This window comes from Microbacterium sp. NPDC055502, from assembly GCF_053643635.1.
Window position 1 is genome coordinate 625,983 of record NZ_JBSHKJ010000001.1, and the last position, 26,084, is coordinate 652,066.

At 72.0% G+C, this 26,084-nt stretch carries 23 protein-coding genes and 1 riboswitch; of the genes, 7 read left to right on the forward strand and 16 right to left on the reverse strand.

The features are described from left to right. Positions 1 to 2: 2 nt before the first annotated feature. From ACWH95_RS03205 to ACWH95_RS03245, 9 genes are all read right to left on the reverse strand, one after another. Complete coding sequence (locus ACWH95_RS03205) at positions 3 to 2,690, reverse strand: glycoside hydrolase family 38 N-terminal domain-containing protein (RefSeq protein ID WP_454120151.1); 2,688 nt, start codon at positions 2,688 to 2,690, stop codon at positions 3 to 5. Between the two features lie 39 nt (positions 2,691 to 2,729). After that, positions 2,730 to 3,986: a CehA/McbA family metallohydrolase gene (locus tag ACWH95_RS03210; RefSeq protein WP_454120152.1), complete on the reverse strand. Its 1,257-nt coding sequence runs from the start codon at positions 3,984 to 3,986 to the stop codon at positions 2,730 to 2,732. Next, positions 3,986 to 5,059, reverse strand: a complete 1,074-nt coding sequence (locus ACWH95_RS03215) for an ABC transporter ATP-binding protein (protein ID WP_454120153.1) — start codon at positions 5,057 to 5,059, stop codon at positions 3,986 to 3,988. The genes ACWH95_RS03210 and ACWH95_RS03215 overlap by 1 nt, the downstream gene beginning before the upstream one ends. Then, positions 5,059 to 5,913, reverse strand: coding sequence for a carbohydrate ABC transporter permease (locus ACWH95_RS03220; RefSeq protein ID WP_205812745.1), 855 nt, complete (start codon positions 5,911 to 5,913; stop codon positions 5,059 to 5,061). Before ACWH95_RS03220 ends, ACWH95_RS03215 begins: the two co-directional genes overlap by 1 nt. Then, positions 5,910 to 6,857 carry a carbohydrate ABC transporter permease gene (locus ACWH95_RS03225; protein WP_240744632.1) on the reverse strand — a complete coding sequence of 316 codons (948 nt, stop codon included), beginning with the start codon at positions 6,855 to 6,857 and terminating at the stop codon, positions 5,910 to 5,912. Before ACWH95_RS03225 ends, ACWH95_RS03220 begins: the two co-directional genes overlap by 4 nt. A gap of 2 nt (positions 6,858 to 6,859) precedes the next feature. Next, positions 6,860 to 8,269, reverse strand: a complete 1,410-nt coding sequence (locus tag ACWH95_RS03230) for an extracellular solute-binding protein (RefSeq protein WP_136033371.1) — start codon at positions 8,267 to 8,269, stop codon at positions 6,860 to 6,862. A gap of 63 nt (positions 8,270 to 8,332) precedes the next feature. Then, positions 8,333 to 9,502 carry a Gfo/Idh/MocA family protein gene (locus tag ACWH95_RS03235; protein WP_454120154.1) on the reverse strand — a complete coding sequence of 390 codons (1,170 nt, stop codon included), beginning with the start codon at positions 9,500 to 9,502 and terminating at the stop codon, positions 8,333 to 8,335. Beyond that, positions 9,499 to 10,407 carry a sugar phosphate isomerase/epimerase family protein gene (locus ACWH95_RS03240; protein WP_454120155.1) on the reverse strand — a complete coding sequence of 303 codons (909 nt, stop codon included), beginning with the start codon at positions 10,405 to 10,407 and terminating at the stop codon, positions 9,499 to 9,501. The genes ACWH95_RS03235 and ACWH95_RS03240 overlap by 4 nt, the downstream gene beginning before the upstream one ends. 72 nt (positions 10,408 to 10,479) lie before the next feature. Continuing rightward, entirely contained in the window at positions 10,480 to 11,181 is a 702-nt protein-coding gene (locus ACWH95_RS03245) for an MgtC/SapB family protein (RefSeq protein WP_136033363.1), read from the reverse strand. Positions 11,182 to 11,353: 172 nt separating this feature from the next. On the opposite strand from ACWH95_RS03245, the gene ACWH95_RS03250 reads away from it, so the two are divergent. The 4 genes from ACWH95_RS03250 to ACWH95_RS03265 all read left to right on the forward strand — a co-directional run bounded on the left by ACWH95_RS03250 (position 11,354) and on the right by ACWH95_RS03265 (position 14,324). Further along, on the forward strand, positions 11,354 to 12,115 hold the full coding sequence (locus ACWH95_RS03250) for a GntR family transcriptional regulator (RefSeq protein WP_136033361.1): 762 nt from the start codon (positions 11,354 to 11,356) through the stop codon (positions 12,113 to 12,115). Between the two features lie 63 nt (positions 12,116 to 12,178). Beyond that, on the forward strand, positions 12,179 to 12,817 hold the full coding sequence (locus ACWH95_RS03255) for a bifunctional 4-hydroxy-2-oxoglutarate aldolase/2-dehydro-3-deoxy-phosphogluconate aldolase (RefSeq protein WP_366626490.1): 639 nt from the start codon (positions 12,179 to 12,181) through the stop codon (positions 12,815 to 12,817). A 38-nt stretch (positions 12,818 to 12,855) separates the two neighbouring features. Continuing rightward, positions 12,856 to 13,578, forward strand: a complete 723-nt coding sequence (locus ACWH95_RS03260; protein ID WP_454120157.1) for an ankyrin repeat domain-containing protein — start codon at positions 12,856 to 12,858, stop codon at positions 13,576 to 13,578. Continuing rightward, entirely contained in the window at positions 13,575 to 14,324 is a 750-nt protein-coding gene (locus ACWH95_RS03265) for a sulfite exporter TauE/SafE family protein (RefSeq protein ID WP_372490548.1), read from the forward strand. Before ACWH95_RS03260 ends, ACWH95_RS03265 begins: the two co-directional genes overlap by 4 nt. Before the next feature lie 16 nt (positions 14,325 to 14,340). Here ACWH95_RS03265 and ACWH95_RS03270 read toward each other — a convergent pair whose 3' ends face one another. Further along, positions 14,341 to 15,171: an SDR family oxidoreductase gene (locus tag ACWH95_RS03270; RefSeq protein ID WP_136033357.1), complete on the reverse strand. Its 831-nt coding sequence runs from the start codon at positions 15,169 to 15,171 to the stop codon at positions 14,341 to 14,343. Positions 15,172 to 15,194: 23 nt separating this feature from the next. Continuing rightward, positions 15,195 to 15,953 (reverse strand): SDR family NAD(P)-dependent oxidoreductase, encoded by a 759-nt coding sequence (locus ACWH95_RS03275; protein ID WP_454120158.1) that lies wholly within the window; start codon positions 15,951 to 15,953, stop codon positions 15,195 to 15,197. Between the two features lie 221 nt (positions 15,954 to 16,174). On the opposite strand from ACWH95_RS03275, the gene ACWH95_RS03280 reads away from it, so the two are divergent. Then, on the forward strand, positions 16,175 to 16,909 hold the full coding sequence (locus tag ACWH95_RS03280; RefSeq protein WP_206252509.1) for an aminoglycoside 3'-phosphotransferase: 735 nt from the start codon (positions 16,175 to 16,177) through the stop codon (positions 16,907 to 16,909). Between the two features lie 105 nt (positions 16,910 to 17,014). Continuing rightward, positions 17,015 to 17,944 carry a helix-turn-helix domain-containing protein gene (locus ACWH95_RS03285; protein WP_136033351.1) on the forward strand — a complete coding sequence of 310 codons (930 nt, stop codon included), beginning with the start codon at positions 17,015 to 17,017 and terminating at the stop codon, positions 17,942 to 17,944. 31 nt (positions 17,945 to 17,975) lie between these two features. Here ACWH95_RS03285 and ACWH95_RS03290 read toward each other — a convergent pair whose 3' ends face one another. The 5 genes from ACWH95_RS03290 to ACWH95_RS03310 all read right to left on the reverse strand — a co-directional run bounded on the left by ACWH95_RS03290 (position 17,976) and on the right by ACWH95_RS03310 (position 23,828). Then, complete coding sequence (locus ACWH95_RS03290; protein ID WP_206252507.1) at positions 17,976 to 19,457, reverse strand: amino acid permease; 1,482 nt, start codon at positions 19,455 to 19,457, stop codon at positions 17,976 to 17,978. 10 nt (positions 19,458 to 19,467) lie between these two features. Beyond that, positions 19,468 to 20,838, reverse strand: a complete 1,371-nt coding sequence (locus ACWH95_RS03295; RefSeq protein ID WP_206252504.1) for a glutamate decarboxylase — start codon at positions 20,836 to 20,838, stop codon at positions 19,468 to 19,470. A gap of 100 nt (positions 20,839 to 20,938) precedes the next feature. Further along, complete coding sequence (locus ACWH95_RS03300) at positions 20,939 to 21,730, reverse strand: energy-coupling factor transporter transmembrane component T family protein (protein ID WP_206252502.1); 792 nt, start codon at positions 21,728 to 21,730, stop codon at positions 20,939 to 20,941. Next, entirely contained in the window at positions 21,727 to 23,184 is a 1,458-nt protein-coding gene (locus tag ACWH95_RS03305; protein WP_206253498.1) for an ABC transporter ATP-binding protein, read from the reverse strand. The genes ACWH95_RS03300 and ACWH95_RS03305 overlap by 4 nt, the downstream gene beginning before the upstream one ends. Continuing rightward, a complete protein-coding gene (locus tag ACWH95_RS03310) occupies positions 23,184 to 23,828 on the reverse strand; it encodes an ECF transporter S component (RefSeq protein WP_136033345.1) in 645 nt (214 codons plus the stop codon). Before ACWH95_RS03310 ends, ACWH95_RS03305 begins: the two co-directional genes overlap by 1 nt. Next, positions 23,819 to 23,930: riboswitch (TPP riboswitch) on the reverse strand. Its footprint overlaps the gene before it by 10 nt. An 80-nt stretch (positions 23,931 to 24,010) precedes the next feature. Between ACWH95_RS03310 and ACWH95_RS03315 the strand changes: the two genes are divergently transcribed. Continuing rightward, positions 24,011 to 26,023 carry a D-alanyl-D-alanine carboxypeptidase gene (locus ACWH95_RS03315; protein WP_454120159.1) on the forward strand — a complete coding sequence of 671 codons (2,013 nt, stop codon included), beginning with the start codon at positions 24,011 to 24,013 and terminating at the stop codon, positions 26,021 to 26,023. Positions 26,024 to 26,084: the final 61 nt, after the last annotated feature.

Below are 26,084 nucleotides of genomic sequence, written 5' to 3' on the forward strand. Positions count from 1 at the left end.
CGTCACCGGATCGCGCGCCGCAGGCTGACCACGCCGCCGCCCGCCACTCGCGCACCGCGGGTGTCCAGGGCGTCCTCCTGCACCTCACCGCGCAGATCGGTACGCGCCCACGCACCCTCGGCCGCGAACGCCAGGTCGCGCTCGCCGTCGAGGTAGTTCACGAAGCGCAGCTCGGCCTCGTCGTCCACGCGTCGCGCCGACTCGAGCACCACGTCACCCGACAGCTCCGCACGGAACGCGGGCTCCGGCAGCGGCCCGTCCGTCTCTCCGGTGCCCCGCACCACGAGCGGCTCGTGCCGGAACAGGTCGGACGCCCGCACCGCCGTCGCATCGTCGGCACCGACCAGGATCGCCAGCTCGGTGTGCACCGGCACCCCGAGGTACTGCGCGCCCGGCACCGGGATCTCGGAGCCGGCCGGCTCATCGCGCAGCGGGTGCAGGTTCACGCTCATCATGCCCACCGAGCGCGACAGCGTCACCGCGAGGGCGTCCTGCTCCCCCGCGGTCGAGACGAGCTCGTACTCCGACAGCTTCTGCACCAGCACCGCCGTCGAGCCCGCCGCGGCGAACCGGTACGCGGGGTAGGTCGGCAGCGGGAACTCGCCCCAGCCGCCCTCGGCCTCGCGCCCGCGCACCGTGAGCCCGTACTGACCGGCGCTGCGCGACGACTCCAGCCCCGCGGCCCCGGTGGGCACGAGCACCCGCAGCCGGTGGTCGGACGCGGTGTTGACGTAGTCGATGCCCACCCGGAGGAAGCCCTCGCCCTCGCGCAGCTCGACCGTGGTCTCGGTCACCAGCGGCACGGTCGCGGTGCTGCGACGACGGTCGGCGTCCAGGCGCTCCGGCAGGTCGTACACGCGGCGGATGCGCAGTCGCCCGCGCAGCGGCCCCTCCTCGACCACCGTCACCTCGACCGACGCCGGGGCGGTCACGGCGGAGGCGGGGTCGACCGGTCCGTAGTTGTACGAGTCACCGCAGTCGCCCTCGTCGACCAGGGCCAGGGCGCCGTCGATCGCGGAGCCGTCCGCGCCGTCGATGCGCACCGTGCCGTCGGGGTTCACGGTCGCGGTCAGCGCCGCGTTCGACAGCGAGGTCGCGGTCACCCGCACGGGGTCGAGGGGCGCGGGGGCCGAGGTCTCCGACACGGCCGCGAGCGCGACACCGTCGAGGTCGACCGCGAGCAGCGCCCGGTGCCGCGGATCCGCGATGGTCTCCACGTGCCACAGGTCCTCGCCCGCGGCATCGGCGGCCACGCGCTCCTCCAGCTCGACCGTGAACGCGGCCAGATCCCACACCCCGCGGGGGCTCTCGGCCACCTCGAAGCGCAGCGACCGCTCGCCCCACGCGTAGCCGTTGATCTGCTGCCCGAACAGCTCGCGCCCGTGGATGCGGCGCAGGAGCTTGGGCAGGTCGGCCGTGCGCAACTGCTCGTCGCCCAGCACCGTGGGCAGCGGGTCGAGCACCTGCACGCCGGGGGCGAGGGCGGCGGGATCCACACCGTGCAGCGTGACCTCCACCTGCGCGCGCCGGGCGAAGCCGGACGGGTTGAACACCAGGTGCTGGGCGGGGCTCACCGACACCGCCAGGTCGCGCAGCACGCTGTCGATCACGCCGCGGGCGATGTGCCCGGCCGTGTGGATGCGGGTGCCCACCTGCTCCGCGGTGCTGTCGACGCCGCAGCCGGTGACCGAGTCGTGCGCGGTGCTCTCCACGAGGCGGTACCACGCCGTGTCGAAGAACGAGCGGTGGTCGCGCGTGCCGTACAGCAGGTCGAGCCGTTCGGCCGCGGCGAGCGCCTGCTCCGAGCGGGCCATCTCGCGCTTGAGGTTCGTGCGGATCGAGAAGACGCCGGGCAGCAGGTTGCCGCGGGCGTGCGAGCGCATCTCCCCGCGCACCTGGGGCAGCGCGGCGAGCGCGTCCGCGTCGGTCGCGTAGCGCGCGAGGTGCTCGTCGAGCGTCGCGATCGACAGGCGGGGCTCACCGCCGGCCGCGTCGTAGTCGCGGATCACCTCGGCCAGGTCCTCCGGGGGCGCGGAGTGGTCGGTGCCGAGCATCGCCAGCACGGGGTCGTCGCCGTACCACGACGCGGTGCGGGCGGCGTAGTCGGGGGCGAGCGCGGGGAGCTGACCGGGCAGGGCGAACATGTCGAGGCCGTTGCCGTAGCCGTCGAAAAGGTACTCGCAGCGCACCGCGTCGCCGTTGGGCGCGACCCAGGAGAACGCGTGCTCCTGCACGTCACCGGGCACGCCGCGCCACAGGGCGCTGTGCCGGATGCCGAAGCCCGCCAGGATCTGCGGCATCTGCGCCGCGTGGCCGAACATGTCGGGCAGGTAGCCGACGGGCATGGTGCGGCCGAGGCGGGCGCTCGCGGCGCGGCCCAGCTCCAGGTTGCGCACGATGGTCTCGCCGTCGCAGCCGAACTCGTCGAGCAGGATCAGGAAGGGGCCGATGCTCAGCTGCCCGCTCTCGACGAGTGCCACCACGCGGTCGCGCATGTCCGGGCGCATCTCCAGGTAGTCCTCGATGGCCGCGGCCTGTCCGTCGAGCGTGAACCGGTACGACGGCTCCGCCTCGAGGATGCCGATCAGGCGGTCGAGCATGTGCACGAGCCGCAGGCGGAACACGTCGTGCGGCTCGTACCACTCGCGGTCCCAGTGGGTGTGGGGGACGACGACGATCTCACTGCTCACGGGCGGGGACTCCTGTATCTCGGGGGGTTCGGGCGGCGCTCAGGCGCACAGGGCGGCGATGCTGCGGTCGGGGTGCAGCAGGTAGTACGGGCCGGCGGCGGGATCGCCGGAGAAGGAGGCGCGGTCGCCGTGCACGGCACGACGCTCGCCCGCACCGTCGACGAGGATGAGCCCGTCGGCGTCGATCGCGAGCAGGTCGCCGTCCACGCGCAGCAGCACGGGCGCGGTGAACAGCTCGGGCACGGTGAGGCCGTCGCGCACGGCGACGCCGCCCATGATCGCGGTGCGGCCGGCGGCGACCCCGGCGAGGATCGCCTCGGCCGAGTCGTCCTCCGCCGCGACCCACGTGGTGGGCGTGCCCGGGCCGACACCCTGACTCCGCATGTGGAAGTCGGCGCCTCCCAGCAGCACGGCCCCCCTGTCCCAGTGCTCGTGGAACGCGAGGGGCGAGGTGGCGATCAGCTCGCGGTACCAGGTGGAGTGCCACAGCTCGATCGCCCGGGGCGTGCGCTCCAGCGGGTGCAGCCACGAGCAGTCGCCCGAGATCGGGTGGTTCACGCTGAGGACACCGCCACGGCGCTCGACCTCGTCGACCCACTCCTGGGCCGGACGGCGGAAGTCGATCCAGCCGATGTCGCCGAACGCGTTCGCGTGACCGCGGTGGGTCGTGACCTCCTGGCCGGGCAGCAGCGTGATGCCCTGCTGCGCACCCACGACCGGGAGGTGCGCGTGGTGGCTGGTGGTGTTGTGGTCGGTCACGGACAGGAAGTCCAGGCCCGCCCGCACCCCGAGCGACGCGAGCCCCGCGATGCTCTCGTGCCCGTCGGAGTGCAGGGTGTGCGCGTGGAAGTCACCCGCGTACCACCGCAGTCCGGCGTCCGCGGGCAGCTCGCGGCTGCTCCCCCGGGGCACCCCGTCGATCCGCGCGGGCACCGGGCCGTGGTCGATGCCCGACTCCGCGGGGAGCAGCACCTCGACGGTCGCGTCGGTCCCGCCCGCGGGGAGCCGGTGCACGCCGAGGATCACGTGCCACTCCCCCTCCTCCGGGCGACCGGGGAGGTAGCCGGGCGTGGCGTCGTCGGCGCGGATCACGAAGTCCTGCCGCGAGCCGCCCGACCATCCGCGCCACCCCGCCGCACCCTCGCAGCCGAGGTCGATCACGGCCGCCTCGGTGTCGTACGACAGGCGCACCTCGAGCGAGTCCGTGCCGGGCGGCACCTCGAACGGCACGCGCACGTAACGGTCCGCGTTCTGGATCTCGTGCGTGAGGCGCAGGGTGGTGCGGATCGCGGCCATCAGCCGATCCGCTCGGTGGTCTCGGTGTCGAACAGCAGGGCGCGGTTGCGCTGCGGCACGATCCAGCCGCGGTCGCCCGGCTGCGGCTCGAGCTCCTCGGGCACGACGACCTGCAGCTTGTGGTCGACGGAGCTCACCAGCACGAGGCTGGTCGCACCGAGGGTCTCGGTCACCACGACCTCTGCGGCGATGCCGTCGGCGACGGGCTCGGTCGACCAGCGCACGTACTCCGGGCGGATGCCCCAGCTCACGGCCTGCCCGTCGCGCACGTCCGCGGCAGCCTCGGCGGGCACGGGCACGTCGGTGTCGCCGATGCGCACGTGGCCGCCGGTGACCGTGGTCTCCAGCAGGTTCATGGGCACGGAGCCGATGAACCCCGCGACGAACGTGTTGTTGGGGCGGTGGAAGATCTCCCGCGGCGAGCCGATCTGCTGCAGCTTCCCGGCCTTCATGACCGCGATCCGGTCGGCGAGCGCGAGCGCCTCGGCCTGGTCGTGCGTCACGAACACGGTGGTCACGCCGAGGTCGCGCTGCAGCTCCTTGAGGAACGTGCGCGCCTCGAGCCGCAGCCGGGCGTCGAGGTTCGACAGCGGCTCGTCCAGGAGCAGCACGTCGGGCCGCGTGGCGACCGCGCGGGCGAGGGCCACGCGCTGCTGCTGCCCGCCCGAGAGCTGGCCGGGGCGACGCTCGATGAGGCCGTTCAGCGACAGGCCGTTCGCGACCGACTCGGCCGTGGTGCGGCGCTCGTTCTTCGCGACGCGGCGGATGCGCAGCGGGTAGGCGATGTTGTCGGCCACGTCCATGTGCGGGAACAGCGCGTAGTCCTGGAACACCATGGCCACGCCGCGCTCACCCGGCTCGGCGTTCGTGACGTCCTTGTCGCCGATGGTGAGGCGGCCGGACGTGATGCTCTCCAGGCCGGCGATCGAGCGGAGCAGCGTGGTCTTGCCGCAGCCGGAGGGACCGAGGAGGGCGAAGAACTCGCCGTCGGCGATCTCGACGTCGACGCTGTCGACGCCGCGCACCCCGCCGGGGTACTCCTTGACGAGTTGGGTTGCAGTGATGGCGGCCATCAGGACTTGATCCCTCCGTGGAAGCGGAAGCCGTAGCGGCGGTTGACGAAGAAGTAGATGAGGAGGACGGGCACCGAGAAGACCAGCGAGAACGCGGAGATGAGCCGCAGGTCGGCCTGGCCGCTCTCGGTGTAGAACGTGTACATGAGCACGGCGGCCGGCTGCATGTCGGGCGTGCGCAGCAGCAGGAACGGGACGAGGAAGTTGCCCCACACCTGCACGATGGTCCAGATCGCGATGAACGCGAGCCCGGGTCGGGCGATCGGCACGACCACGTCCTTCAGGATGCGGAAGGGCCCTGCGCCGTAGAGTCGCGCCGACTCCTCGTACGACTTCGGGATCGAGTCCATGAAGTCCTTGAGGATGAAGATCACGGTGGGCAGGATGCCGCCGGCGAGCACGAGGATCACCCCGACGTGCGTGTTGATGAGCTGCAGCTGGTTGATGAGCTGGAACGTGGGCACCATGGCCGCGGTCCCCGTCACGATCGACGACAGCAGCAGCAGCCCGTAGAGGATGCCGTCGCGGCCGGGGATGTTGATGCGGCTCATGGCGTACGACGCCAGCGCGCCCAGCACGATCACCAGCGCCATCGTGCCCACGCCGAGGATCAGCGAGTTCAGGATCGACTTCAGCGCGTAGGGGTTCTCCGCCAGGCGCGCGAAGTTGTCGAGCGTCCAGTCCGGCCACGACACGGTCAGCGACGGGGTCGCGTCGAACGGTGCGAGGATCAGCCAGACCATCGGCAGCGCGAAGAACAGCGACACGATCACGAGCACGAGCGTGAACAGGATCCGCGAGACGAAGTGGGTCACGGACCGGTCGCGCGCGACGGTCTTGATGGTCGACATCATGAGCGCACCTTCTTCTTCTTCGGATTCGCACCCCGGGAGACGCGCGTGTACATCAGCGCGATCACGAGGTTGATCAGGAGCATGATGAGCGAGATCGCCGCACCGAGGCCGAGCTGTCCGCCCGGGATCGCGGTCTGGTAGATGTACACCGAGAGGATGTCGGTCTGCCCGTTGGGGCCGCCCGCGGTCAGCAGGTACGGCGTGAACGTGTTGAACGTCCACAGCGTGATCAGCAGCGTGTTGGTGAGCAGGTGCCCCTTGATGTTGGGCAGGATCACGTCGCGCAGCTGCTGCCACGTGTTGGCGCCGACCATGCGGGCGCTCTCCAGCTGCGACGGCGGCACGGCGCTGATGGCGGACGAGAACAGCTGCATCGAGAACGCGGTCCCGACCCAGATGTTGAAGATGATGATGCACTCCATCGGATGCTCGATCAGCCAGGCGGCACCCTCGGTGCCGAGCAGGGCGTTGAGCGTGCCGGTGCGGCGGTCGAGCAGGGCGAGCCACAGGAACGAGGCGACCGAGGCCGGGATGACCCAGGCCGCGAGCACGAGCGTCTCGATGAAGGTCTTGACGCCGGGACGGACGTTGCGCAGCATCCACGCCAGCGCGAATCCGAGCACGGTCTGCCCGATGATGCCCGAGACGAGCACGAACACGAGCGTGAGCCACAGGGAGTTCCAGAACCGCGGGTCGTTCAGCGCGGTGGAGAAGTTGTCCAGGCCGACGAACTGCGGGTTGGCGGCCGCGAAGCCGGTGAGCCGGTAGTTCGTCATCCCCAGGTAGACGGTCCAGATCGCGGGGAAGAGGAGGAACAGGCCGATCAGGAGGAGCCCGGGGGCCGCGAACAGCGTCGCCCTGGCGCGCCCCAGACCGGCGACGTCCTCCGCGCGGCGCCGGCGGGGAGCGCGGACGCTCCCCGCCGGCATCGTTGCATTCGTCATGGTCACTCGGAGATCGCGTCCGGTCCCACGACGCCTTCGAGACCACGGACGTAGGTCTTCAGCGCATCGTCGACCGACGTTCCGGTGGCGACGTCGAGCGTGGCCTGCTGCAGCAGCACCGACACCTGCGGGTACGCGGCGAGACCGGGGCGGTACGCCGTGATCGGCAGCACCTCCTGGCTCACGAACGTCAGCATCGGGTCGGACGACAGCAGCTTCTCGTTCACGTCGTCACGCGGCGAGATCGCGAGCGTGCCGGCGGCACGGGCCTCGTATGCCTCGGGCGAGTTCATGAACGCGAGCAGCTCCCACGCCAGCTCGGCGTGCTTCGAGTTCGGGTTGAGCACGCGGCCGGTGCCGCCCGACATCGACACGAAGTCCTGGCCCTTGATGCCCTCGCCGGGCTCGACCGCGGGGATCTTGGCGTAGCCGACGACCTCGTCGCGGTTGGCCATGGGCGCGGTGCCCACACCCTCCGCGGGGTTGATCACGGAGCGCCAGAAGTAGTCGCCCTCCAGGAGGATGCCGATCTTGCCCTCGGCGAACAGCTGGAACGACGTGTCGCGGCCGGAGGCCTCCTGCTGCAGCACGGGGTCGCCCAGGCCCTCATCGACGTAGATCGTCTTGTAGAGGTCGAGCACCTCCTGCATGCCGTCGGTGGCGCCGATCCACTTGCCGTCCTCGTACACCTGCTCGCCGGTGCCGACGAGCATCGGGAGCAGGCCCTGCATGGTCGTGGCCTCGCCCATCGCGGTACCGGCGTTGAGCTGGATCGGGGTCACGCCCTCGATCTTCTTGAGGTCCTTCGCGGCATCGAGGATGTCGTCCCAGCTCTCCGGCGCCCAGTCCTCGTCGAGGCCGGCCTGCGCGAACAGGTCCTTGTTGTAGTAGAGCACCCGGCCGTCCGCGCCCTGGGGCACCCCGTAGCGGTCGCCGTCGAACGACAGCGCGCTCTGCACGGCGTCGGGGATCTGTCCCCAGCCGTCCCAGTCGTCCACGGCGTCGCCGCCGACCTCGGCGAGCGGCTTGATGTAGCCGGCCTCGGCGAACTCGCCGACCCAGATGCCGTCCATGCCGATGATGTCGGCGCCCTTGCCGGACTGCAGGTCGAGGGCGATCTTCGTCTTGTAGTCCTCGTCGTCGACGCCCTGCGGCTGGAACTCGACGGTGACGTCCTTGCCGTCCTCCTCCATGGCCTTCTCGAACTCGGGGACGACCCAGTCCGCGATCCAGTCGGCCTCGGCGGCGTTCTTGCCTCCCGTGATGGAGTTGGTGGTGAGCGTCAGGGTGACGGGCCCCGTCGACTCCTCGGCCTCGGGCTCCGATCCTCCGGAGCAGCCGGCCAGCACGACCGCACCGACGGTGGTGAGGGCGAACGCCGCGAGCAGGCGGCGCTTTCCTTGCGTGACCATTTCCGACCTTTCTTGTCGTTGATCGCCGAGCGGTGGCGCTCGGATTCGGGTGTTGCGGGATGGCTACTGCGCGGCTTCGGCGCTCGGGTCGAGCGCGTGGCCCTTCGAGACCGCGAGCGCGCGGATGATCCGCTGCCCGACGCGCACGTCGGCGACCGACTCCTCGACGCTCGCCCCGTCGGGGCGTTCGCCGCGGACCAGGGCCGCGAGCGCGTACAGCTCGTTCTCGAATGCTTCCTGTTGCATCCACCGCGATTCGCTCACGCGGATGCCGAGCTCCGGGTGACTCTCGGTCACGCGGAGGATGGTGGGGAGGTTCGTCACGTAGGGCACGCCGAACACGAGCTCGATCGATCCGGCCTCGTGGTGGAACGTGACGGTCTCCTGGTAGTCGGGGTAGCCGTCGATGTAGTGCCAGTCGACGGTCCACGGCGTCTCGTCGCGGGCGAGGGTGCCGCGCACGTGCACGGAGCCCGGCATCTTCGGGCCCCAGTGCTGCGCGAACGCGACCTCGCCGAGGCCGCCGACGAGCGACCGGAGCAGCCCCACGTCGTGCACGATCGAGCCGAGCACGACGTTGGTGTACAGCGTGCGGAGGTCGACGGGGAGGTCTGACCCGACGGCACCGTCGACGATGGCGGCTGTGGCGGCGATCAGGGGCTCGATGGTGTCGCGGGGCACGTCGCCCGTGGGAGCGGCGAGCCGCGCGTAGGCGAGCTGCGAGCCGTCGAGCGGGTGCATGACCTGCACGTCGATCGCGCGCAGGGTCACGTCGGCGAGCAGTTCCTTCGCGCGCAGCGACGCGGTGTCGTACTCCTTCATGTAGCCGACGCGCACCCAGTCGCGCAGGTCGAGGCCGGCCTCGCGCCCGTACGCCGTGAGCTCGTCCAGCTCGGCGAGCGAGTAGGCGAGCGGCTTCTCGGCGAGCACCCGGATGCCCGCCCGCACGAGCCGCAGGGTGTCTCCCGCGTGCGAGCCGGTGGTGGCGAGGATGGCGGCGTCCACCTCGAGGTCGCCGGCGGCCGTCGCGGCCACGAGCTCGTCGACCGAGGTGAACTGCCGGGCGGACGGCACACCGTAGCGGGCGCCCATGTCGGCGGTGCGCGCGGCGGACAGGTCGACGAGCGCGGCGATCGCGAAGGCCTCGGCGTTGCGGCGCAGCAGCGGCAGGTGCACGCTCTGGCTGATCGCGCCGAGTCCGATCACGGCGACGCGGGTGACGGCGGCGCTCATGCGAACCACCGCTGCAGGGCCTCGCGGTTGGCGGCCTGCTCGGCCACGGCGCGCTCCACGTCGGCGGTCGAGCGCGGCACCACGTCCTGCTCGACGATCAGCCATCCGGAGTACCCGCTCGCGACGATCTCGTCGAGCAGGGCGTCGACGGCGAGGTCGCCCTCCCCGAGGGGTACGAACACGCGCTTCTCCCACACCGAGCGCATGGGGTCGTCGGCGGCCAGGGCGTCGTGCAGCAGGGCGGTGCGGGCGTCCTTCAGGTGCAGGTGGTTGATCCGCTCGCGCCAGCGCCGGTAGTCGGGCAGGGGGTCGCCGCCGCCGATCAGCAGGTGACCGGAGTCGAACGTGAGGTCGACGTCGGTGGAGGCGAGCAGCGCGTCGATCTCCTCCGGCGTCTCGACGTGCGTGCACGCGTGGTGGTGGAAGGTGGGCTCGAGGCCCCGGTCGCGCACGCGCGCGGCGGCGCGGTTCACCCGGTCGGCGAACCGTTCCCACGCGGCACCGCGGAGCGTGAGCTCGGGGGCGCCGCCCGGGCGGGCCTTGCGGGCGGGGCTGCCGGAGTCGGCGAGGGTGGGCAGCGGTGCGAGGTCCTGGCCGCGCTCGGCGGCGGTGACGAACACGTCGAGCGTGCGGTCGAGGCCTGCCAGCGCGGCGGCGAACTCCTCGTCCTCGCCCGCGAACGGCAGGTCGACCCAGCCGCCGGCGAGGTCGAGGCCGTGGCGGGAGAGGCGCTCGTCGAGCTCGGCGCCCTGGCCGAGGAGACCGACGGGGCCCAGGTCGATGCCCTGGTATCCGGCTTCGCTGATCCAGCGGGCGAGCTGCTCCCCGTCGGGGAGGGCCACGAGGTCCGGTCGAGCGAGTTCGAAGACTCCGTAGCTCACCGGCGCGTTCGCGATGCGGATCACGCGTTGTCCTTTCTCCATTGAATGGTCGAACCCTGGGTTCGTCTCGAATGTTAGCAGGTCATGACATATGCATCAATCGTCCTCCGAGAACCCCTGCACCACGACCGAGCGCACCCCGTCGAGGCGGGCGATCGCGTCGATCAGCTCGGAGCGCGACCCCGGCTCGGCCTCCGCGAACTCGAGCGTCGCCCGCATGTCCGCCTCACCGTGGATCCGCGCGGCACCGAGCAGTGTGGCGGGCAGCCCCCGCCGCTCGGCCGCCGCCAGCACCTCGCGCAGCGCGCCGCGGTCGGCCTCGTACTGCAGGGTCACGCGCAGGCGCTCGGGCTCGGGGCGCACGCGGTCGCGCAGCCGCGACAGCGGGCCGACCGTGAGGAGATGAAGACCCGTGCCCGCGATCGCGAGCAGGGGCATGTTCGCCCCGCAGGCCATGCCGATCGCCGCGACCACCCAGATGGTCGCGGCCGAGGTGAGCCCGGACACGGCGTTGTTGCGCACGAAGATCACGCCGGCGCCGAGGAACCCGATCCCCGACACCACCTGCGCCGCGATGCGCGAGGGATCGACGGCCACCTCCGGCCCGAGCACGCCCTCGAAGCCGTAGGCCGAGATGAGGGTGAAGATGGCCGAGCCCAGGCCCACCAGCACGTGCGTGCGCAGCCCGGCGTTCTTCTGCTTGCGGGAGCGCTCGACACCCACGGCCAGCGAGAGCACGAACGCCAGCCCGAGGAGCCCGAGCTCGACGAGCAGGTGGGGATCCCACCCGAAGCTCACGCTGCTCCCGTCATGTCAGCACAATAGCACTTTAAGCATCCCGGAGCTCACCCGCGGCGCCGTCGTGCGCGGGCGCGGCCGGGATCCGCGGAATACTGCGCCTCGACGCCGTCTGGAGTCGCTCGTATGATTGTCGCTACAATGTGACTCCCCAACCCAGAGCGGAGCATCCATGGCCGATGTCGTCACCCCCTGGCCCCACGAGCTCTTCGCGGACATCGACCGCACGGGGCCCGTCCCGCTCTACTTCCAGGTGTCCACACGACTCCAGAGCGCGATCCAGTCCGGCGCGATCCCCGCGGGCGCCCGCCTGGAGAACGAGGTCTCGATCGCGGAGCAGCTCGGACTCTCCCGCCCCACGATCCGCCGCGCCATCCAGGAGCTCGTCGACAAGGGCCTGCTCGTGCGCCGCCGCGGCATCGGCACCCAGGTGGTGCAGGGCTCGGTCACGCGGCAGGTCGAGCTGACCAGCCTGTACGAAGACCTGCAGAGCGCGAACCACGAGCCGGGCACGCAGGTGCTGACCCACGAGATCATCCCCGCGACCGACGAGGTGGCCCTCGCGCTCGGGCTCGAGCCGGGCACCGAGGTGCTGCATCTGCGCCGCAGACGAAGCACCGACGGCGTCGCGGTCGCGGTGCTCGAGAACTACCTCCCGCGCGAGCTGGCCGACATCTCGACCGAGCAGCTGGAGTCGCGCGGCCTCTATCAGGTGCTCCGCGCCCGGGGCGTCGCGATCCGCATCGCGAAGCAGAAGATCGGCGCCCGCCGCGCGGAAGACGACGAGCCGGAGCTGCTGGAGATCGAGGCGGGCGGCCCCGTGCTCACAATGGAGCGCATCTCGTTCGACCAGTCCGGCGCCGCGATCGAGTTCGGCCACCACTGCTACCGCCCCGACCTCTACAGCTTCGAGACGACGCTCGTCGCCAAGTAGCACAACTTGTAATGACAAGTTGTGGTGCGGAAGAATGGACGCATCCCTCGATCAAGGAGCGCCATGTCCGACCGTCTCGCCCGCGCCCGCACCACCGGCGTCCTCGCCGTCCTCCGCGCCCCCTCGCCCGAACTCGCCCTGGAGGCCTCGGAGGCGATCATCCGGGGTGGAGTGACCGGCATCGAGGTCACCTACTCCACGCCCGACGCCCCGGCCGTGATCCGCGAGCTGATCGCCCGCCACGGTGACGCCGCCTACATCGGCGCCGGAACCGTGACGACCCCCGCACAGGCCGCACAGGCCGCCGACGCCGGGGCCGAGTTCCTGGTGAGCCCCGGTACGCTCCCGGCCCTCACCCGCGCGATGCTCGACACCGGCCGCGTCGTGATGACCGGCGCCCTCACGCCCACCGAGGTCATGGGCGCGCTGGAGCTCGGCGTCGACGTCGTGAAGATCTTCCCCGCCTCGCTCGGCGGCCCGGCCTACCTCGGCGCTCTCCGCGGCCCGTTCCCCGACGCCCCGCTCATGCCCACCGGCGGCGTCAAGCCCGACAACCTCGCCGACTGGTACGCCGCGGGCGCAGTCGCGGTGGGCGCCGGCGGCGACCTCGCCAACGGCGCCTCGATCGCGGCGTCCGACTGGGCCGACCTGGAGCAGCGCGCCGCCCGGTTCGCCGCCGCGCTCGCCTCCGTCCGGGACTGACGCTCCCCCGCCTCCGGGCCGTTTGGTATACCAGAGGTATGCGGATGCGGCGGGGCGTGCTCTGGGCGGCCCTCGCGGGGGTCGCCCTGCTCACCTCGGCGTGCACGGCGACCACCGCCACGCACCCGACCGCACCCACCACGGAGGCTCCGATGACCGATACCACGCCCGCCCCGCGCGACGCCACGTCCGCCCTGCTCGACGCCGCCGCCCGCGGTGACGCCGCCGACGTCCGGGTTGCGCTCGACGCCGGTGCCGACATCGAGGCCCGCGGCGAGGGCGGCATGACCGCACTGGTCGCGGCCACCAAGGCGAACCACGTCGAGGCCGCCCGCGCGCTGATCTCCGCGGGTGCCGACGTGAATGCGAAAGACGACATCCAGGACTCGGCCTATCTGTACGCGGGTGCCCGCGGTCACGACGAGATCCTGCGCCTCACCCTCGACAACGGCGCCGACCTGACCAGCACCAACCGCTTCGGCGGCACCGCCCTCATCCCCGCGTCGGAGCGCGGACTGCTCGACACCGTGCAGATCCTGCTCGATGCGGGCGCCGACCCCGACCACGTGAACAACCTGGGGTGGACGGCGCTGCACGAGGCGATCGTGCTCGGTGACGGCTCGGGGCGCTACGTCGCCGTGGTGCGCGCCCTGCTCGACGGCGGCGCCGACCCGACCATCCGCGACGGCGACGGCGTGCTGCCGCTCGACCTCGCGACCGCCCGCGGCTTCGAAGACATCGCGGACGAGCTGCGCCGGTGATGGCGCTCGACGCGTGGGCCTGGGCGGCGCTCGGCCTGGCCGCGGTCGTGATCGGCATCTCCAAGACCGCACTGCCCGGCGGCAGCATCCTCGCGATCGCGCTGTTCGCCGCGGTGCTGCCCGCCCGCACCTCGACCGCGGCCACGCTGCTGCTGCTCATGGTGGGCGACGTGTTCGCGCTCCTCGCCTACCGTCGGCACGCCCACTGGCCGACACTGCTGCGACTCGCCCCCGCCGTCATCGCCGGACTGCTGCTCGGCTTCGCCTTCCTCGCCCTGACGGGCGACGACGTGGTGCGGCGCGCGATCGGCGTGATCCTGCTGCTGATGATCGCCGTCACCCTGTGGCGACGATGGCGGCAGTCGCGCGTCGAGACGACGGTCACGCCCCGCGGCGGACTCGTGCTCGCCGGCGCCTACGGCACCCTGGGCGGCTTCACGACGATGGTCGCCAACGCCGGCGGACCCGTGATGTCGATGTACTTCCTGGCGACGCGCACCCCGGTCCAGGTGTTCCTGGGCACCTCGGCCTGGTTCTTCGCGATCATCAACGTGATCAAGGTGCCGTTCCTCGCCGGCATCGGACTGTTCACCGCGCCGGTGCTGCTGACGGACGCGCTGCTCGCGCCGCTGGTGGTGCTCGGCGCCCTCCTCGGACTGCGCGTGGCACGACGGCTCGATCAACGGGTGTTCGACCGCATCGTGATCGCGCTCACGATCCTCGGCGCGCTCTACCTGCTCTTCTGATCCCCCGCGGACCGGGTCAGTCGAGGAAGATGTCCGGGAACAGGGCGCTGTCGGGGGTGCCGGGCACGGCGGCGTAGCGCGAGAAGTCGGTCACGCCCTCGGCCTCCAGCACGTCCTCCACGATGAGCGACTGCCCCGTGGTGGTCGCGGCCGGCCGGCACAGCACCGCGTAGGCGGCGTCGGCGTAGATGTCGGCCGTGCGGCTCGCGGCCATCACCCTGTCGCCCCCGAGGAGGTTCTGCACGGCGGCGGTCGCGATGGTCGTGCGGGGCCACAGCGTGTTGGCGGCGATGCCGTCGCGCGCGAACTCGGCCGCGAGCCCGAGCGTGACCATGGTCATGCCGAACTTCGCGAGCGTGTAGCCCGTGTGCGCCCCGAGCCACTTCGGGCTGGGGTTCAGGGGCGGCGAGAGCGACAGGATGTGCGGGTTCTCGGCGTCCTTCAGGATCGGCACGGCCGCCCGCGACAGCATGAACGTCCCGCGCACGTTGACGTCCTGCATCAGGTCGTACTTCTTCGCCGAGAGGTCGAGCGAGCGCGACAGGTCGATCACGCTGGCGTTGTTGATCACGATATCGATGCCGCCGAACTCACCCTGCGTCTTCATGACCGCTTCGGTGATGTCGTCGTCCTCGCGCACGTCGCCGACGATCGGCAGCGCCTGGCCGCCGGCCGCGCGGATCTGCTCGGCCGCGGTGTGCACGGTGCCCTCGAGCTTCGGATGCGGGGTGTCGGTCTTGGCGAGCATGGCGATGTTGGCGCCGTCGGCGGCGGCGCGCAGCGCGATCGCGAGGCCGATGCCGCGGCTGCCGCCCGACATGAGGATGGTCTTGCCGGCGAGTGACATGGGTTCTCCTTCGGGGCGGGTGGTCAGCGCGGTGCCATGCGGATGGCGCCGTCGAGGCGGATGGTCTCGCCGTTGAGGTAGCCGTTCTCGACGATCTGCTGCGCGAGGGCGGCGTACTCGTCCGGTCGGCCGAGGCGGGCGGGGAACGGCACCTGCTGGCCGAGCGAGTCCTGCGCCTCCTGCGGCAGCCCCATCAGCATCGGGGTCTCCATGATGCCGGGGGCGATGGTGCACACGCGGATGCCGTGCCGGGCGAGTTCGCGTGCGATCGGGAGGGTCATGGCGTGCACGCCGCCCTTCGACGCGGAGTACGCGGGCTGCCCGATCTGACCGTCGAACGCCGCGACGCTGGCGGTGTTGACGATGACGCCGCGCTCCTCGTCGTGCAGTTCGTTCGTCGCGATCACGGCCGCGGCCTGCGAGATGACGTTGAAGGTGCCGACGAGGTTGATGCGCACGATCCGCTCGAAGTCGGCGAGCACCGCGGGGTTGCCCTCGCGATCGAGCACCTTGGCGGGCGGGGCGATACCGGCGCAGTTGATCACCACGCGCAGCGGGGCGGCGGCCTGTGCGGCGGCGACCGCGGCCGCGACCTCGTCGACGCTCGTGACGTCGGCGGGCACGAAGATCCCGCCCAGTTCTTCCGCGATCTCGGCACCCGCCGAGGAGGGGAGGTCGATGATCGTGACGTGGGCTCCGGCCGCCGCGAGGCGACGCGCGGTGGCGAGCCCGAGGCCCGACGCCCCTCCGGTGACGAGGGCGCCCTGTCCGCTGATCTGCATGTGAGGTTCTCCTTCGAACGTCGTGCGACATGCCTGAAACGCAGTCCCAGCCTAGGTGGTTCCTGGTTCCAGGACGAACCCGGGCCGCGGTGGTGCCGGTGCGACCGGGCGTGAGGGGACGGCGTCGAGGCGAGCCTACGACACCGCCCGTCCGGAGACGGCGTCCGCTCCTCGCGCGACCGGTCGGCCCTGAGCGTCCGCGCGTCCGGCAGGATGGGAGCATGACGATCCCCGCCGAGTCCGTCGTCGTCCCCGACCGGGTGCGCGAGCTGTCCCGCGGAGCAGACCTCGTCTGCGTCTGGCGGAACGACGACGGCGGTCTCACGTTCCGCGCGACCGGCGTCGGCGAGCCGTTCTACATCAAGTGGGGTCCGCGCAACCTCGAGTCCACGCTGCGCGACGAGGCCGAGCGAATGCGCTGGGCCGCGCGGTGGATCAGCGCGCCGACCGTGCTGGACAGCGGCGAGGACGAGACGCACGAGTGGCTGGTGACGGCGGCCCTCGACGGCCTGAGCGCCGTGGATCCCCGGTGGACGGCCGAGCCCGCGACCGCCGTGCGTGCGGTGGGTGAGGCGCTGCGGGCGCTGCACGACGCGCTGCCCGTGGCCGAGTGCCCGTGGGAGTGGAGCGTGCCGTCGCGCATCGCGAACGCGGAGCGCCGGGGCATCGTGGTGCCGGAGTCGCTGCGCACTCCGCCGCCGATCGACCGCGCGGTGGTGAGCCACGGCGACGCCTGCTGCCCGAACACCCTGATCGGCGCGGACGGCCGGTGGCTCGCGCACGTGGACCTCGCGCAGCTGGGCGTCGCCGACCGTTGGGCCGACATCGCCGTGGCCGCCATGAGCACCGGGTGGAACTACGGCCCGGGGTGGGAAGACGCCCTCGTCGAGGCGTACGGCCTCGAACCCGACCGGGAGCGGATGGCGTACTACCGCGACCTGTGGAACGCCACCTGACGCTCCCGGCCGGCGGCGCGCAGGTCGGGATGCGGCAACGAACTCTCGACATCTGATGTCTGATCTGGTGTTATGGGTGGGACGACCCCCCGATCAGGAGGCCTCATGCACCTCGATCCGTCGCCACCCGCTCCCGTCGCCGGGTTCGCCGAGACACTGCGGGAGGCCATCGCGGCCCGCGGCACGTCCCTCGCGCAGCTGAGCGATCGGCTCCGACGACACGGGAACCCCGTCTCGATCGCCACCCTCAGCTGCTGGCAGAACGGCACGCGGCAACCCGAGGGGGTCTGCTCGCTCGCGGCGGTCGAGGAGCTCGAGACGCTGCTCCTGCTCGACAGCGGCACCCTGCAGCGACGCATCGGACACAGCCGCCGCGCCGGACGTCCACCCAAGCCGCGGGCACCCTGCGAGGACTGGACGAGGGAGGGGCCGATCCTCGACACGTTCCGCGCGCTCGGCATCGACCCCGCGGCGTCGTTCAACACCCACTCCGTCCACGCGGTCTGCACCACCGACGCGCACGGCCTCGTCGACACCATCCACTACCGCGCGATCCTCCGGCCCCCCAGCGGACGAGCCGGCCTCATCCCGTACATCGACCTTCCCGGGGTGCCGACCGACGTGTGGCCCGAGCTGACCGCGGTGACCGGGTGCCGCGTGGTGCAGCGCCACGCGCACTCCTCCCGCATGGCGTTCGGCATGCTCCTCGCCGTCGACGATCCGCCCGAGCAGCGGCAGTCCGCGCTCATCGAGTTCACCCTGCACTACCCGCTCCCCTACCCGCGCGACCGGCTCGTGACCTACGCGAGCATGTACCGCACGCCCGAGCTGCTCCTGCACGTGGACTTCGCGCGGTCGCCGTCGCCCACCTGGATCGAAGAGGTCACGATGGTCGGCGGCGAGGAGGAGATCGTGCCGCTGCCTCCCGCGAACCGCACGGCCACCACCGTGCGCTCGGGGTTCGCGCCGGGGCTGATCGCGCTCCGCTGGGGGTACGGCTCCCGCGAGGACGGCGCCGACCCGCTGCCCCTGTGACGGGCGGCGGGTCGGCGTCGGTTCCGGGCGCTCAGGCCTCCGGGTGGGCGTCGCTGGGCAGGCTGCCGTCCGCCGGCCGGCGGTCCCACGACGGACGGCGCACCGCGTAGAACACCAGGGGCGGAGCACCCAGCACCACGATCACCGCCCCCACGATCCACGGGTAGGCCGCGGGCGGGAACGCGGTGAAGCCGTCCGGCGGGATGAACGCGAGGAGGAACGCGGCCAGGCAGGCGACGAAGCCCACCCCGGCGACCAGCGGCAGCCCCTTCACCCGGTACGCGCGCTTCACGTCCGGCGCCTTCCGCCGCAGCACGAGGGCCGAGGCGAACATCAGCATGTACATGACGAGGTACAGCGCGGCGGCCATGTCGATCAGCGCGACGAAGGCCGCGCTGACGTTCGGCACGATGATGAAGATCGCCGCGAGCACCGTCACGATCGTGCCCTGCAGCATCAGGATGCCCGACTGCACGCCCGCCTTGTTCCTCTTCTGCAGCAGCGGCGGCAGCAGCCCCGTCTCCGCCGCGGCCAGCACGCCCTTCGACGGGCCGGCGACCCAGGTCACGACCGAGGCGAGGGCGCCCGCGGCGATCAGGGCCGACACCACCGCGGTGGCCCAGCCCATGCTCCAGTGGTCGAAGTACTCCCCGAACGCGAGCATGATGCCGTTCGTGAGACCGAGCTCCTTCGGCGGCACCGCGACCGCGATCGCGAGGGTCGGCAGGATGAACACCAGCAGGATGAGCGCCGCCGCGAGGAACACCGAGCGGGGGTAGCCGCGGCCGGGGTCCTTCATCTGGTTCACGTGCACCGCGTTCACCTCCATACCGGCGTAGGCCAGCACGTTCGACACGATCAGCACGATCGAGGCGAGCCCGGTGAACGGCGGGATCATCGCCGACGCCTCGAGGGGGACCTGGCTCTTCTCGCCGCTGAACACCCAGACCGCGCCGAACACGATCAGCAGCACGGCGGGCAGCAGCGTGCCGAGGATGCCGCCCCACGAGCCGAGCTTGGCGAACAGGTCGCCGCCGCGGAGGGTGACCAGCGTCGCACCCCAGTAGCAGACGATGATCACGACCGCGGTGAAGAAGCCCGAGCTCGACAGCGACGGATCCAGGAAGACGAACGCGAGCGCGCCCGCCACGAAGGCGAGCTGGGTGGGGAACCACACCACGTTCTGGATCCACTGGAGCCACACCGCGGTGAACCCCCAGCGGTTGCCGAGGGCTTCGCGCACCCAGACGTAGACGCCGCCCTTCCACCCGGTCGCGAGCTCGGCCGCCACCAGCGCCGTGGGCACCAGGAACAGGATCGCCGGGATGAGGTAGAGCATGATGCTCCCGAGGCCGTAGACCGCCATCGCCGGCAGGGAGCGCAGGCTCGCCACCACGACGAGCGTCAGCAGGGCGAGCTGCCCCACCCCCAGCACGGCCACCGCGGGCCGGGAGACGCGGGTCGACGGGGTGACGGCGGGACGGGGGGCGTGTTCGGCACCGTGTGCAGACATGACCCGCGCCTCAGTGGTGGAACGCCGAGTCGGGGTGGTCGCCCGGCATCGGCGCGGTGAGGGCGTCGAGGTGCGCGACCTCGGCGGTGATCGCGTCGAGCAGTTCGGCGGCCAGGTCCATGCTGAGGCCGTTGCGCACCACGATGCGCTGCACCGTGAGCTCCTCCAGGTCGGCGGGCATCGGGTAGGCGGGCACGAGCCAGCCGCGCATGCGCAACCGATCCTGCAGGTCGTACAGGGTCCAGTTGTCGGTATGCCCCTCCTTCAACCGCCACGCGAACACGGGGATGTCGCTGCCGTCGTTCCACAGCTCGAACGCGTCGAGCTTCGCGATGCCCGCCGACAGGAACTTCGCCACGTCCTGCGACGCCTGCTGCACCGCCCGGTACCCCTCGAAGCCGAGGCGGAGGAACAGGTAGTACTGCAGCAGCACCTGTGCGCCGGGGCGCGAGAAGTTCAGTGCGAACGTGGGCATCTCCCCGCCGAGGTAGCTGACCTGGAACACGAGGTCCTCCGGCAGCCACTGGGCGTCGCGCCACACGACCCACCCGAGTCCGGGGTACACGAGCCCGTACTTGTGGCCGGAGGTGCTGATGGAGTGCACCCGCTCCAGGCGGAAGTCCCACTCCAGGTCGGGCTGCAGGAACGGGGCGATCATCGCCCCGGAGGCGCCGTCCACGTGGATCGGGATGTCGAGCCCCGTGTTCTTCTGGATCTCGTCGAGCGCCGCCGCGATCTGCGCGACCGGCTCGTACATGCCGGTGTAGGTGACGCCCATGATCGCCACGACCCCGATCGTGTTCTCGTCGACGTACTTCTCCAGCTCGTGCCCGTCGAGCGTCTTGTGCTCCTCGCTGATCGGCACGAAGCGCGGCTCCACGTCGAAGTAGTTGCAGAACTTCTCCCAGCACACCTGCACGGCGCTCGACATCACGAGGTTCGGCGAGGAGGCGTCCTTCCCCGCGGCGCGACGCGCCTGCTGCCACCGGCGCTTGAACGCGAGCCCGCCGAGCATGCACGCCTCGGACGAGCCGATGGTGGACGTGCCGATGCTGCGGGCGGCATCCGGCGCATGCCAGAGGTTCGCGAGCATGTGCCAGCAGTTGTCCTCGATCGCGGCGGTCTGCGGGTACTCGTCCTTGTCGATCATGTTCTTGTCGAACGAGGCCATGTACACCTGCTTGGCCTCGTCGTCCATCCAGGTGCTCACGAACGTCGCGAGGTTCAGACGGGCGTTGCCGTCGAGGATGGTCTCGTCCTCGACGATCTGTTTCGCGGTCGACGGGAGCGACTCGGCGTCGGGGATCACGTGTCGCGGTGCGACCGTGGCCTCCCCCGGCCGGGTGAAGATCGGCTGACCGTCGGTGGGTGCAGTGCTCATGTGCGGAGTCCTTTCGGCTGAGTCGGCTTCTCACTCCGTTCGTCACGCTAACCAGGGCGCGTTGACGTATCTCCCGCCCCTCGCGTAAACGGGGTGAGGCTCAGGCGCCGGGACCGAGGATGAAGTTCCAGGCTCCGGTGAGCACGGCCGCCGCGACCGCGATGCCGGAGATGGCCGCGCCGACCGCGAGCAGCAGCCACTCCGCCGCCCCGAACCGCGACTCGCGCGCCCACGTGCGGCGCCCCGGCGCCCCGAACCCTCGCGCTTCCATGGCCGTGGCGAGCTTGGCACCGCGGCGGATCGACAGCACGAGCAGCGCGAACGCCATCCCGAAGAAACGGCGCAGGCGCCCGCGGTCGGCCACCCCGCGTGCGCGCCGCGCCAGTTCGAGCGCCCGCCAGTCGTCGAGGAACAGTCCGACCATGCGCAGGCCCGCGAGCGCACCCAGCACGAACCGGGCGGGGAGGCGGAGGATCTGCCCGAGCCCGTCGGCGAGGTCGGTGGGGTCGACGGTCACGAACAGCACCACGGACGGCAGGGCGATCGCGAGCACGCGCAGCATCGTCGCCACGGCGAGGGCGAGCGAGCCCTCGCTGATGCGAAGCACGAACCAGTCCACGTACACGGTGCCGGAGGTCTCGCCGTACAGCGCGATCGTGAGCCCGGTGAGCGGCGCCGCGAGCCACACCGGCCACGTGCGCACCCAGAACTCCCGCCAGCCGATGCCCGCGAACAGGAACAGCACGAACTCGAGCGCCAGGGCGACCGCGGCCGAGACCGGGTCGAGCGTGAGGATGAGCGGCACGGCGATCAGCGCGCTCACGCCGAGCTTGGCGACCGGGTTGATGCGGGCCACCGCGCCGGTGCGGGCCTTCGCGTCGAGCAGGGTCACGGCATGCCGCCCAGGTCGAACCGGGTGGCGTGGAGGGCTCTGGCCACGTCGAGGTCGTGCGTGATCGCGACCACGGCCGACCCCTCGTCGCGCAAGGCCGCGAGCAGCGCGACCAGCTCCGCCCACGTGCGCGCGTCCTGCCCGAACGTGGGCTCGTCCAGCACGAGCACCCGGGGGCGTGTGGCGATCGCGGCCGCGACCGTGAGGCGGCGCTTCTCCCCGCCGGAGAGCGTGTACGGGTTCGCGGCCGCGAGACGGTCGAGGCGCAGGCGGGAGAGGAGCTCGTCGGTGCGCGCGGCGATCTCGTCCTCGGGGAGGCCGAGCGCGCGGGGGCCGACGGCGAGCTCGTCGCGCACGGTCGTGGCGAGCAGCTGATGCTCCGGCTCCTGGAACACCATGCCGACGCGGGTGAGCAGGTCGCGCGAGCTCCACCGGATGGGCGCGGGGTCGGCGCCGTCCGCGAGCTCGGGCGCGGCGACCACTGCTCCCCCCGCGGGCGGAAGGAGTCCCGCGAGCGTGAGGCCGAGCGTCGACTTGCCGGCGCCGTTGGGCCCGGTGACCGCGACGGCTTCTCCCGCGTGCACGTCGAGGTCGATGCCCGTGGCGACCGGGCGACCCTTCACCCGGGCGACCGCGAGCCCGCGCGCCGAGAGCAGCACCTCGCGGGGGGCCGTGCGCGGCGGCGGCGGGAACGCGGGCGGATGCCCGGGGACCCACACCCCGTCGTCGGCGAGCCGCTGCCCCTGCGCCCCGAGCACCTCGTGCGGGGGGCCGTCGGCGACCACGCCGCCCTCGCCGATCACGATCACGCGGGTCATGAGCGGCAGCCACACGTCGAGCCGGTGCTCCACGACCACGAGCGTGGCGGGGTGGGTGTCGAGCAGGCGCGACACCGCGTCGCGCACCTCCGCCACCCCGTGCGGGTCGAGGTTCGCGGTGGGCTCGTCGAGCAGCAGCAGTCCGGGGCGCATGGCGAGGAGTCCCGCGAGCGCGAGGCGCTGCTTCTGCCCGCCCGACAGCGCCTTGGTGGGGTGGTCGAGCGGCACGTCGAGCCCCACGGCCTCGAGGGCCGCGGTGACGCGCGGCCAGATCTCGGCGCGCGGGATGCCCAGGTTCTCGCAGCCGAAGGCGACGTCGTCGCCCACGCGTGCCAGGATCACCTGCGAGTCGGGGTCTTGCAGCACCAGTCCTGCGCGACCCCGGGTGGCGGTCGCCGCGGCGCCGTCGACGAGCAGCCGGCCCTCGCTCTCGCCCTCCTCCTCGCCGCCCAGCACACCGGCGAGCCCGTGGAGCAGCGTCGACTTGCCCGCGCCGGATGCGCCGAGCACGAGCACGCGCTCGCCCGGCTCGATGCGGAACGACACGTCGCGCAGGGCCCAGGCGAGGCGACTCGCGTGACGCCACCCCCACCCTCGGGCCTCGACGGCGGCGGGGGTGGCCTGCTCGGCCCCCATCAGACGCGGACGCGCGCCTCGCGGCCGGAGCCGAACCGGTCGAGCGCGCCGGTCGCCGCGATGCCCCTGGCCAGAACCCACGACAGCGCCCCCGCGATCACCGCGCCGGAGACGACGGTGCTGAGCAGGTAGATCGTCGTGAACGCCGGGCCGGATCCGGCGTACCAGAGCACGAGGTTGTTGATGCCGCCCGCGAGCGCGGCGCCCGCACCGGCGAGGATCGCGACGGGCAGCGACCAACGACGGTAGAAGAACAGCAGGAAGACGAGCTCGGCGCCGAGCCCCTGCACGAGCCCGGCCTCGAGGGTGAGGAAGCCGCCCCACTGGTTGCCGATGAGCGCCGAGACGACGGCGGCGAGCAGTTCGACGTAGATCGCGGCTCCGGCCTTGCGGATGATGAGTCCGCCGAGCACGCCCGCGAACAGCCAGGGGCCGTCGAGCAGGCCCTGCAGCCCCGGGAGCAGCGGTTCGAGGAGGGCCTTGGGGCCGAGGTAGCCGACGTTCCAGGCGAGGAAGATCAGGCCGGCGGCGACACCGAGGACACTGGCGACGACGATGTCGACGATGCGCCAGCGCAGGTAGCTGCGCGGCGCGGCCGCCGTCGAGGTCTTCGCGGATGCGGACGTGGACGTGGACGTACTCATAGGAACTCCTCCCTGCGCTGGCATGACCCAGATCAGGTTCGACGGTCGAAGCGCGATTCGCTCCCTCTCAGCCCGGCTCGCCGGACTCCCGTGGTTGTGCTGACGATCCTACCCGGTCCGCCGGTTGGCGCGTCGCCGCCCCGGCGCGGCCGATTCCCGGCCGGATTCGGTACCGTAAGCGGGTGACCGCATCCGATCCCGCCGGCGAGGCGACGGGCATCGGCGGCAACGGCCCCGCTCCGACTGCTGCCCCCTCCGACGACGCCCCCACGTCCGCGCTGCGCTCGCGGGCGCGGGCGACCACCACCCCACCGACCGGGAGCGACGACGCGGGCGACGACGACGCGCGACCCCCGGCGCGGGTTCCCGCCGCCTCCGCCGTGTCGACCTCCGGTCTCGGCGCGCTGTTCGGCGACCGTGCGCGCACCGCGACCGCGACCGATGCCTCCGCGACCGGTGCCGCCGACGCAGACGGCGCGGACGGGAGCACCGACCGCCCCGCGGTCGAGACCTCCCCCTCCGCTGATCCCGCGATCCCGTCCGTCGCGTCGGCCCCGCCCGCCGCGGACTCCGCCTCCTCGACCGACGCCGCCGACGCAGGCGACGCGGACGGGAGCACGGACCGCCCCGCGGCCGACGCCTCCCCCTCCGCTGATCCCGCGATCGCGTCCGTCGCGTCGGCCCCGCCCGCCGCGGACTCCGCGTCCTCGACGATCACGGCACCGACGCCGCCGCTGACCAAGCCGCCGTTCCGCGCGAGGGTCTCGGAGCCGGCTCCCCCGGCCGAAGACGACGATGCAGCGATCGCCCTCCTGTCCGGTACGGCCGCGCAGTGGGCGGACGACGCGACCCCGGCGACCGCGCTGACCTGGGTGGATCCCGCCGATGTCGCGGCCCACGCTCCCGCCGTCTCGCTGGACGCCGAGCCGGAGGCGCAGACCGCCGAGGGGCTGTTCCGCGGGGCCCGGCTGCGTCCGGCCATCGCGCGCCCCGGCCTGCTGGTGCCGTTGGGGGTGCTGGCCGGGCTCGTCCTGGCCTATTCGGGCACGACGCTGCTGTGGCCGCTGCATGAGGTGCCCCCGGCGGTGGAGGCGGTGCAGTTCGAGACGACGCCCGCCTCGGCCGCCGAGCTCACGTGGCCTGCGGAGGGCAGCGCGGCCGTGGGGGTCGCCGGCATGACCACGTCGGCGTCGATCCCGGATGCGGTGAGCATCGCGAGCATCACGAAGGTCGTCAGCAGCCTGATGGTGCTGGATCGGATGCCGCTCGCGCCGGGTGAGCAGGGACCGGAGTTCCGTTTCACCCGCGGCGACAGCGTGCGCTACTGGGACTATCGACGCCAGGATCAGTCGGCGCTCGACGTCCCGGTCAACGGTGTGCTCACGGAGTATCAGCTGTTGCAGGGCACGCTGCTCGGCTCGGCGAACAACTACATCGATCGGCTGGCCTCGGAGATCTGGGGGTCGAACTCCGAGTTCGCCAGGGCGGCCGAGGAGTGGCTGAGCGAGCGTGGTCTGACCGGGATCACGGTGGTGACGCCGTCGGGTTTCGATGAGCGCAACGTCGCGACGCCGGAGGCGCTGATCGCGCTGGGCGAGCTGGCGATGCGCAACCCGGTGTTCGCGGAGATCGTCGGCACCGCCTCGGTCGAGCTTCCGGGCGCGGGGAGGGTCGTGAACACCAACGGCATGCTGGCCGATCCGGGCGTCGTCGGCATCAAGACCGGGACCCTGGTCGGGTGGAACCTCCTCACCGCGAAGGATGTGGAGGTGGGCGACACGACCGTGCGGCTGTTCGCGGCAGTGCTGGATCAGGCCGACGACGAGTCGCGGCTCGCGGCCACCCGCGCGCTGTTCAGTCAGGCCGAGGCGGAGCTGCAGACGGAGGATCCGGCCGTCGCCGCGGGCACGGTGGTCGGTCGCGTCACCACGATGTGGGGCGAGGAGGTGGACGTGGTCACCGCGGAGGACGCGGACGTCGTGCTGTGGAACGGTGCCGCCGCGACCGCGACCGCCGCGTTCGACCTGGGCGAGCGACGAGAGGCCGACGACCGCGTGGGCACGCTGACCACCACCGGGCCGCTCGACACGGAGGACACGGCCCTCGTGCTGCGCGAAGACGTGGAGGGCCCCAGTCCCTGGTGGCGCCTGACGCACCCGCTCGATCTGCTGGGCATCACCGTCCACACCGACTGAGCCAGGCGCCGCCGTTCACCGGCCGCGCAGACGACGACGCCCCGCTCCGAGGATCCGGAGC

Bases quoted from the DNA above. Each gene is read 5' to 3' on its own strand.
- ACWH95_RS03210 (WP_454120152.1), bottom strand. From the start codon at position 3,986: ATGGCCGCGATCCGCACCACCCTGCGCCTCACGCACGAGATCCAGAAC.
- ACWH95_RS03215 (WP_454120153.1), bottom strand. From the start codon at position 5,059: ATGGCCGCCATCACTGCAACCCAACTCGTCAAGGAGTACCCCGGCGGG.
- ACWH95_RS03220 (WP_205812745.1), bottom strand. From the start codon at position 5,913: ATGATGTCGACCATCAAGACCGTCGCGCGCGACCGGTCCGTGACCCAC.
- ACWH95_RS03225 (WP_240744632.1), bottom strand. From the start codon at position 6,857: ATGACGAATGCAACGATGCCGGCGGGGAGCGTCCGCGCTCCCCGCCGG.
- ACWH95_RS03230 (WP_136033371.1), bottom strand. From the start codon at position 8,269: ATGGTCACGCAAGGAAAGCGCCGCCTGCTCGCGGCGTTCGCCCTCACC.
- ACWH95_RS03235 (WP_454120154.1), bottom strand. From the start codon at position 9,502: ATGAGCGCCGCCGTCACCCGCGTCGCCGTGATCGGACTCGGCGCGATC.
- ACWH95_RS03250 (WP_136033361.1), top strand. From the start codon at position 11,354: ATGGCCGATGTCGTCACCCCCTGGCCCCACGAGCTCTTCGCGGACATC.
- ACWH95_RS03255 (WP_366626490.1), top strand. From the start codon at position 12,179: ATGTCCGACCGTCTCGCCCGCGCCCGCACCACCGGCGTCCTCGCCGTC.
- ACWH95_RS03260 (WP_454120157.1), top strand. From the start codon at position 12,856: ATGCGGATGCGGCGGGGCGTGCTCTGGGCGGCCCTCGCGGGGGTCGCC.
- ACWH95_RS03270 (WP_136033357.1), bottom strand. From the start codon at position 15,171: ATGTCACTCGCCGGCAAGACCATCCTCATGTCGGGCGGCAGCCGCGGC.
- ACWH95_RS03275 (WP_454120158.1), bottom strand. From the start codon at position 15,953: ATGCAGATCAGCGGACAGGGCGCCCTCGTCACCGGAGGGGCGTCGGGC.
- ACWH95_RS03280 (WP_206252509.1), top strand. From the start codon at position 16,175: ATGACGATCCCCGCCGAGTCCGTCGTCGTCCCCGACCGGGTGCGCGAG.
- ACWH95_RS03285 (WP_136033351.1), top strand. From the start codon at position 17,015: ATGCACCTCGATCCGTCGCCACCCGCTCCCGTCGCCGGGTTCGCCGAG.
- ACWH95_RS03290 (WP_206252507.1), bottom strand. From the start codon at position 19,457: ATGTCTGCACACGGTGCCGAACACGCCCCCCGTCCCGCCGTCACCCCG.
- ACWH95_RS03295 (WP_206252504.1), bottom strand. From the start codon at position 20,838: ATGAGCACTGCACCCACCGACGGTCAGCCGATCTTCACCCGGCCGGGG.
- ACWH95_RS03305 (WP_206253498.1), bottom strand. From the start codon at position 23,184: ATGGGGGCCGAGCAGGCCACCCCCGCCGCCGTCGAGGCCCGAGGGTGG.
- ACWH95_RS03310 (WP_136033345.1), bottom strand. From the start codon at position 23,828: ATGAGTACGTCCACGTCCACGTCCGCATCCGCGAAGACCTCGACGGCG.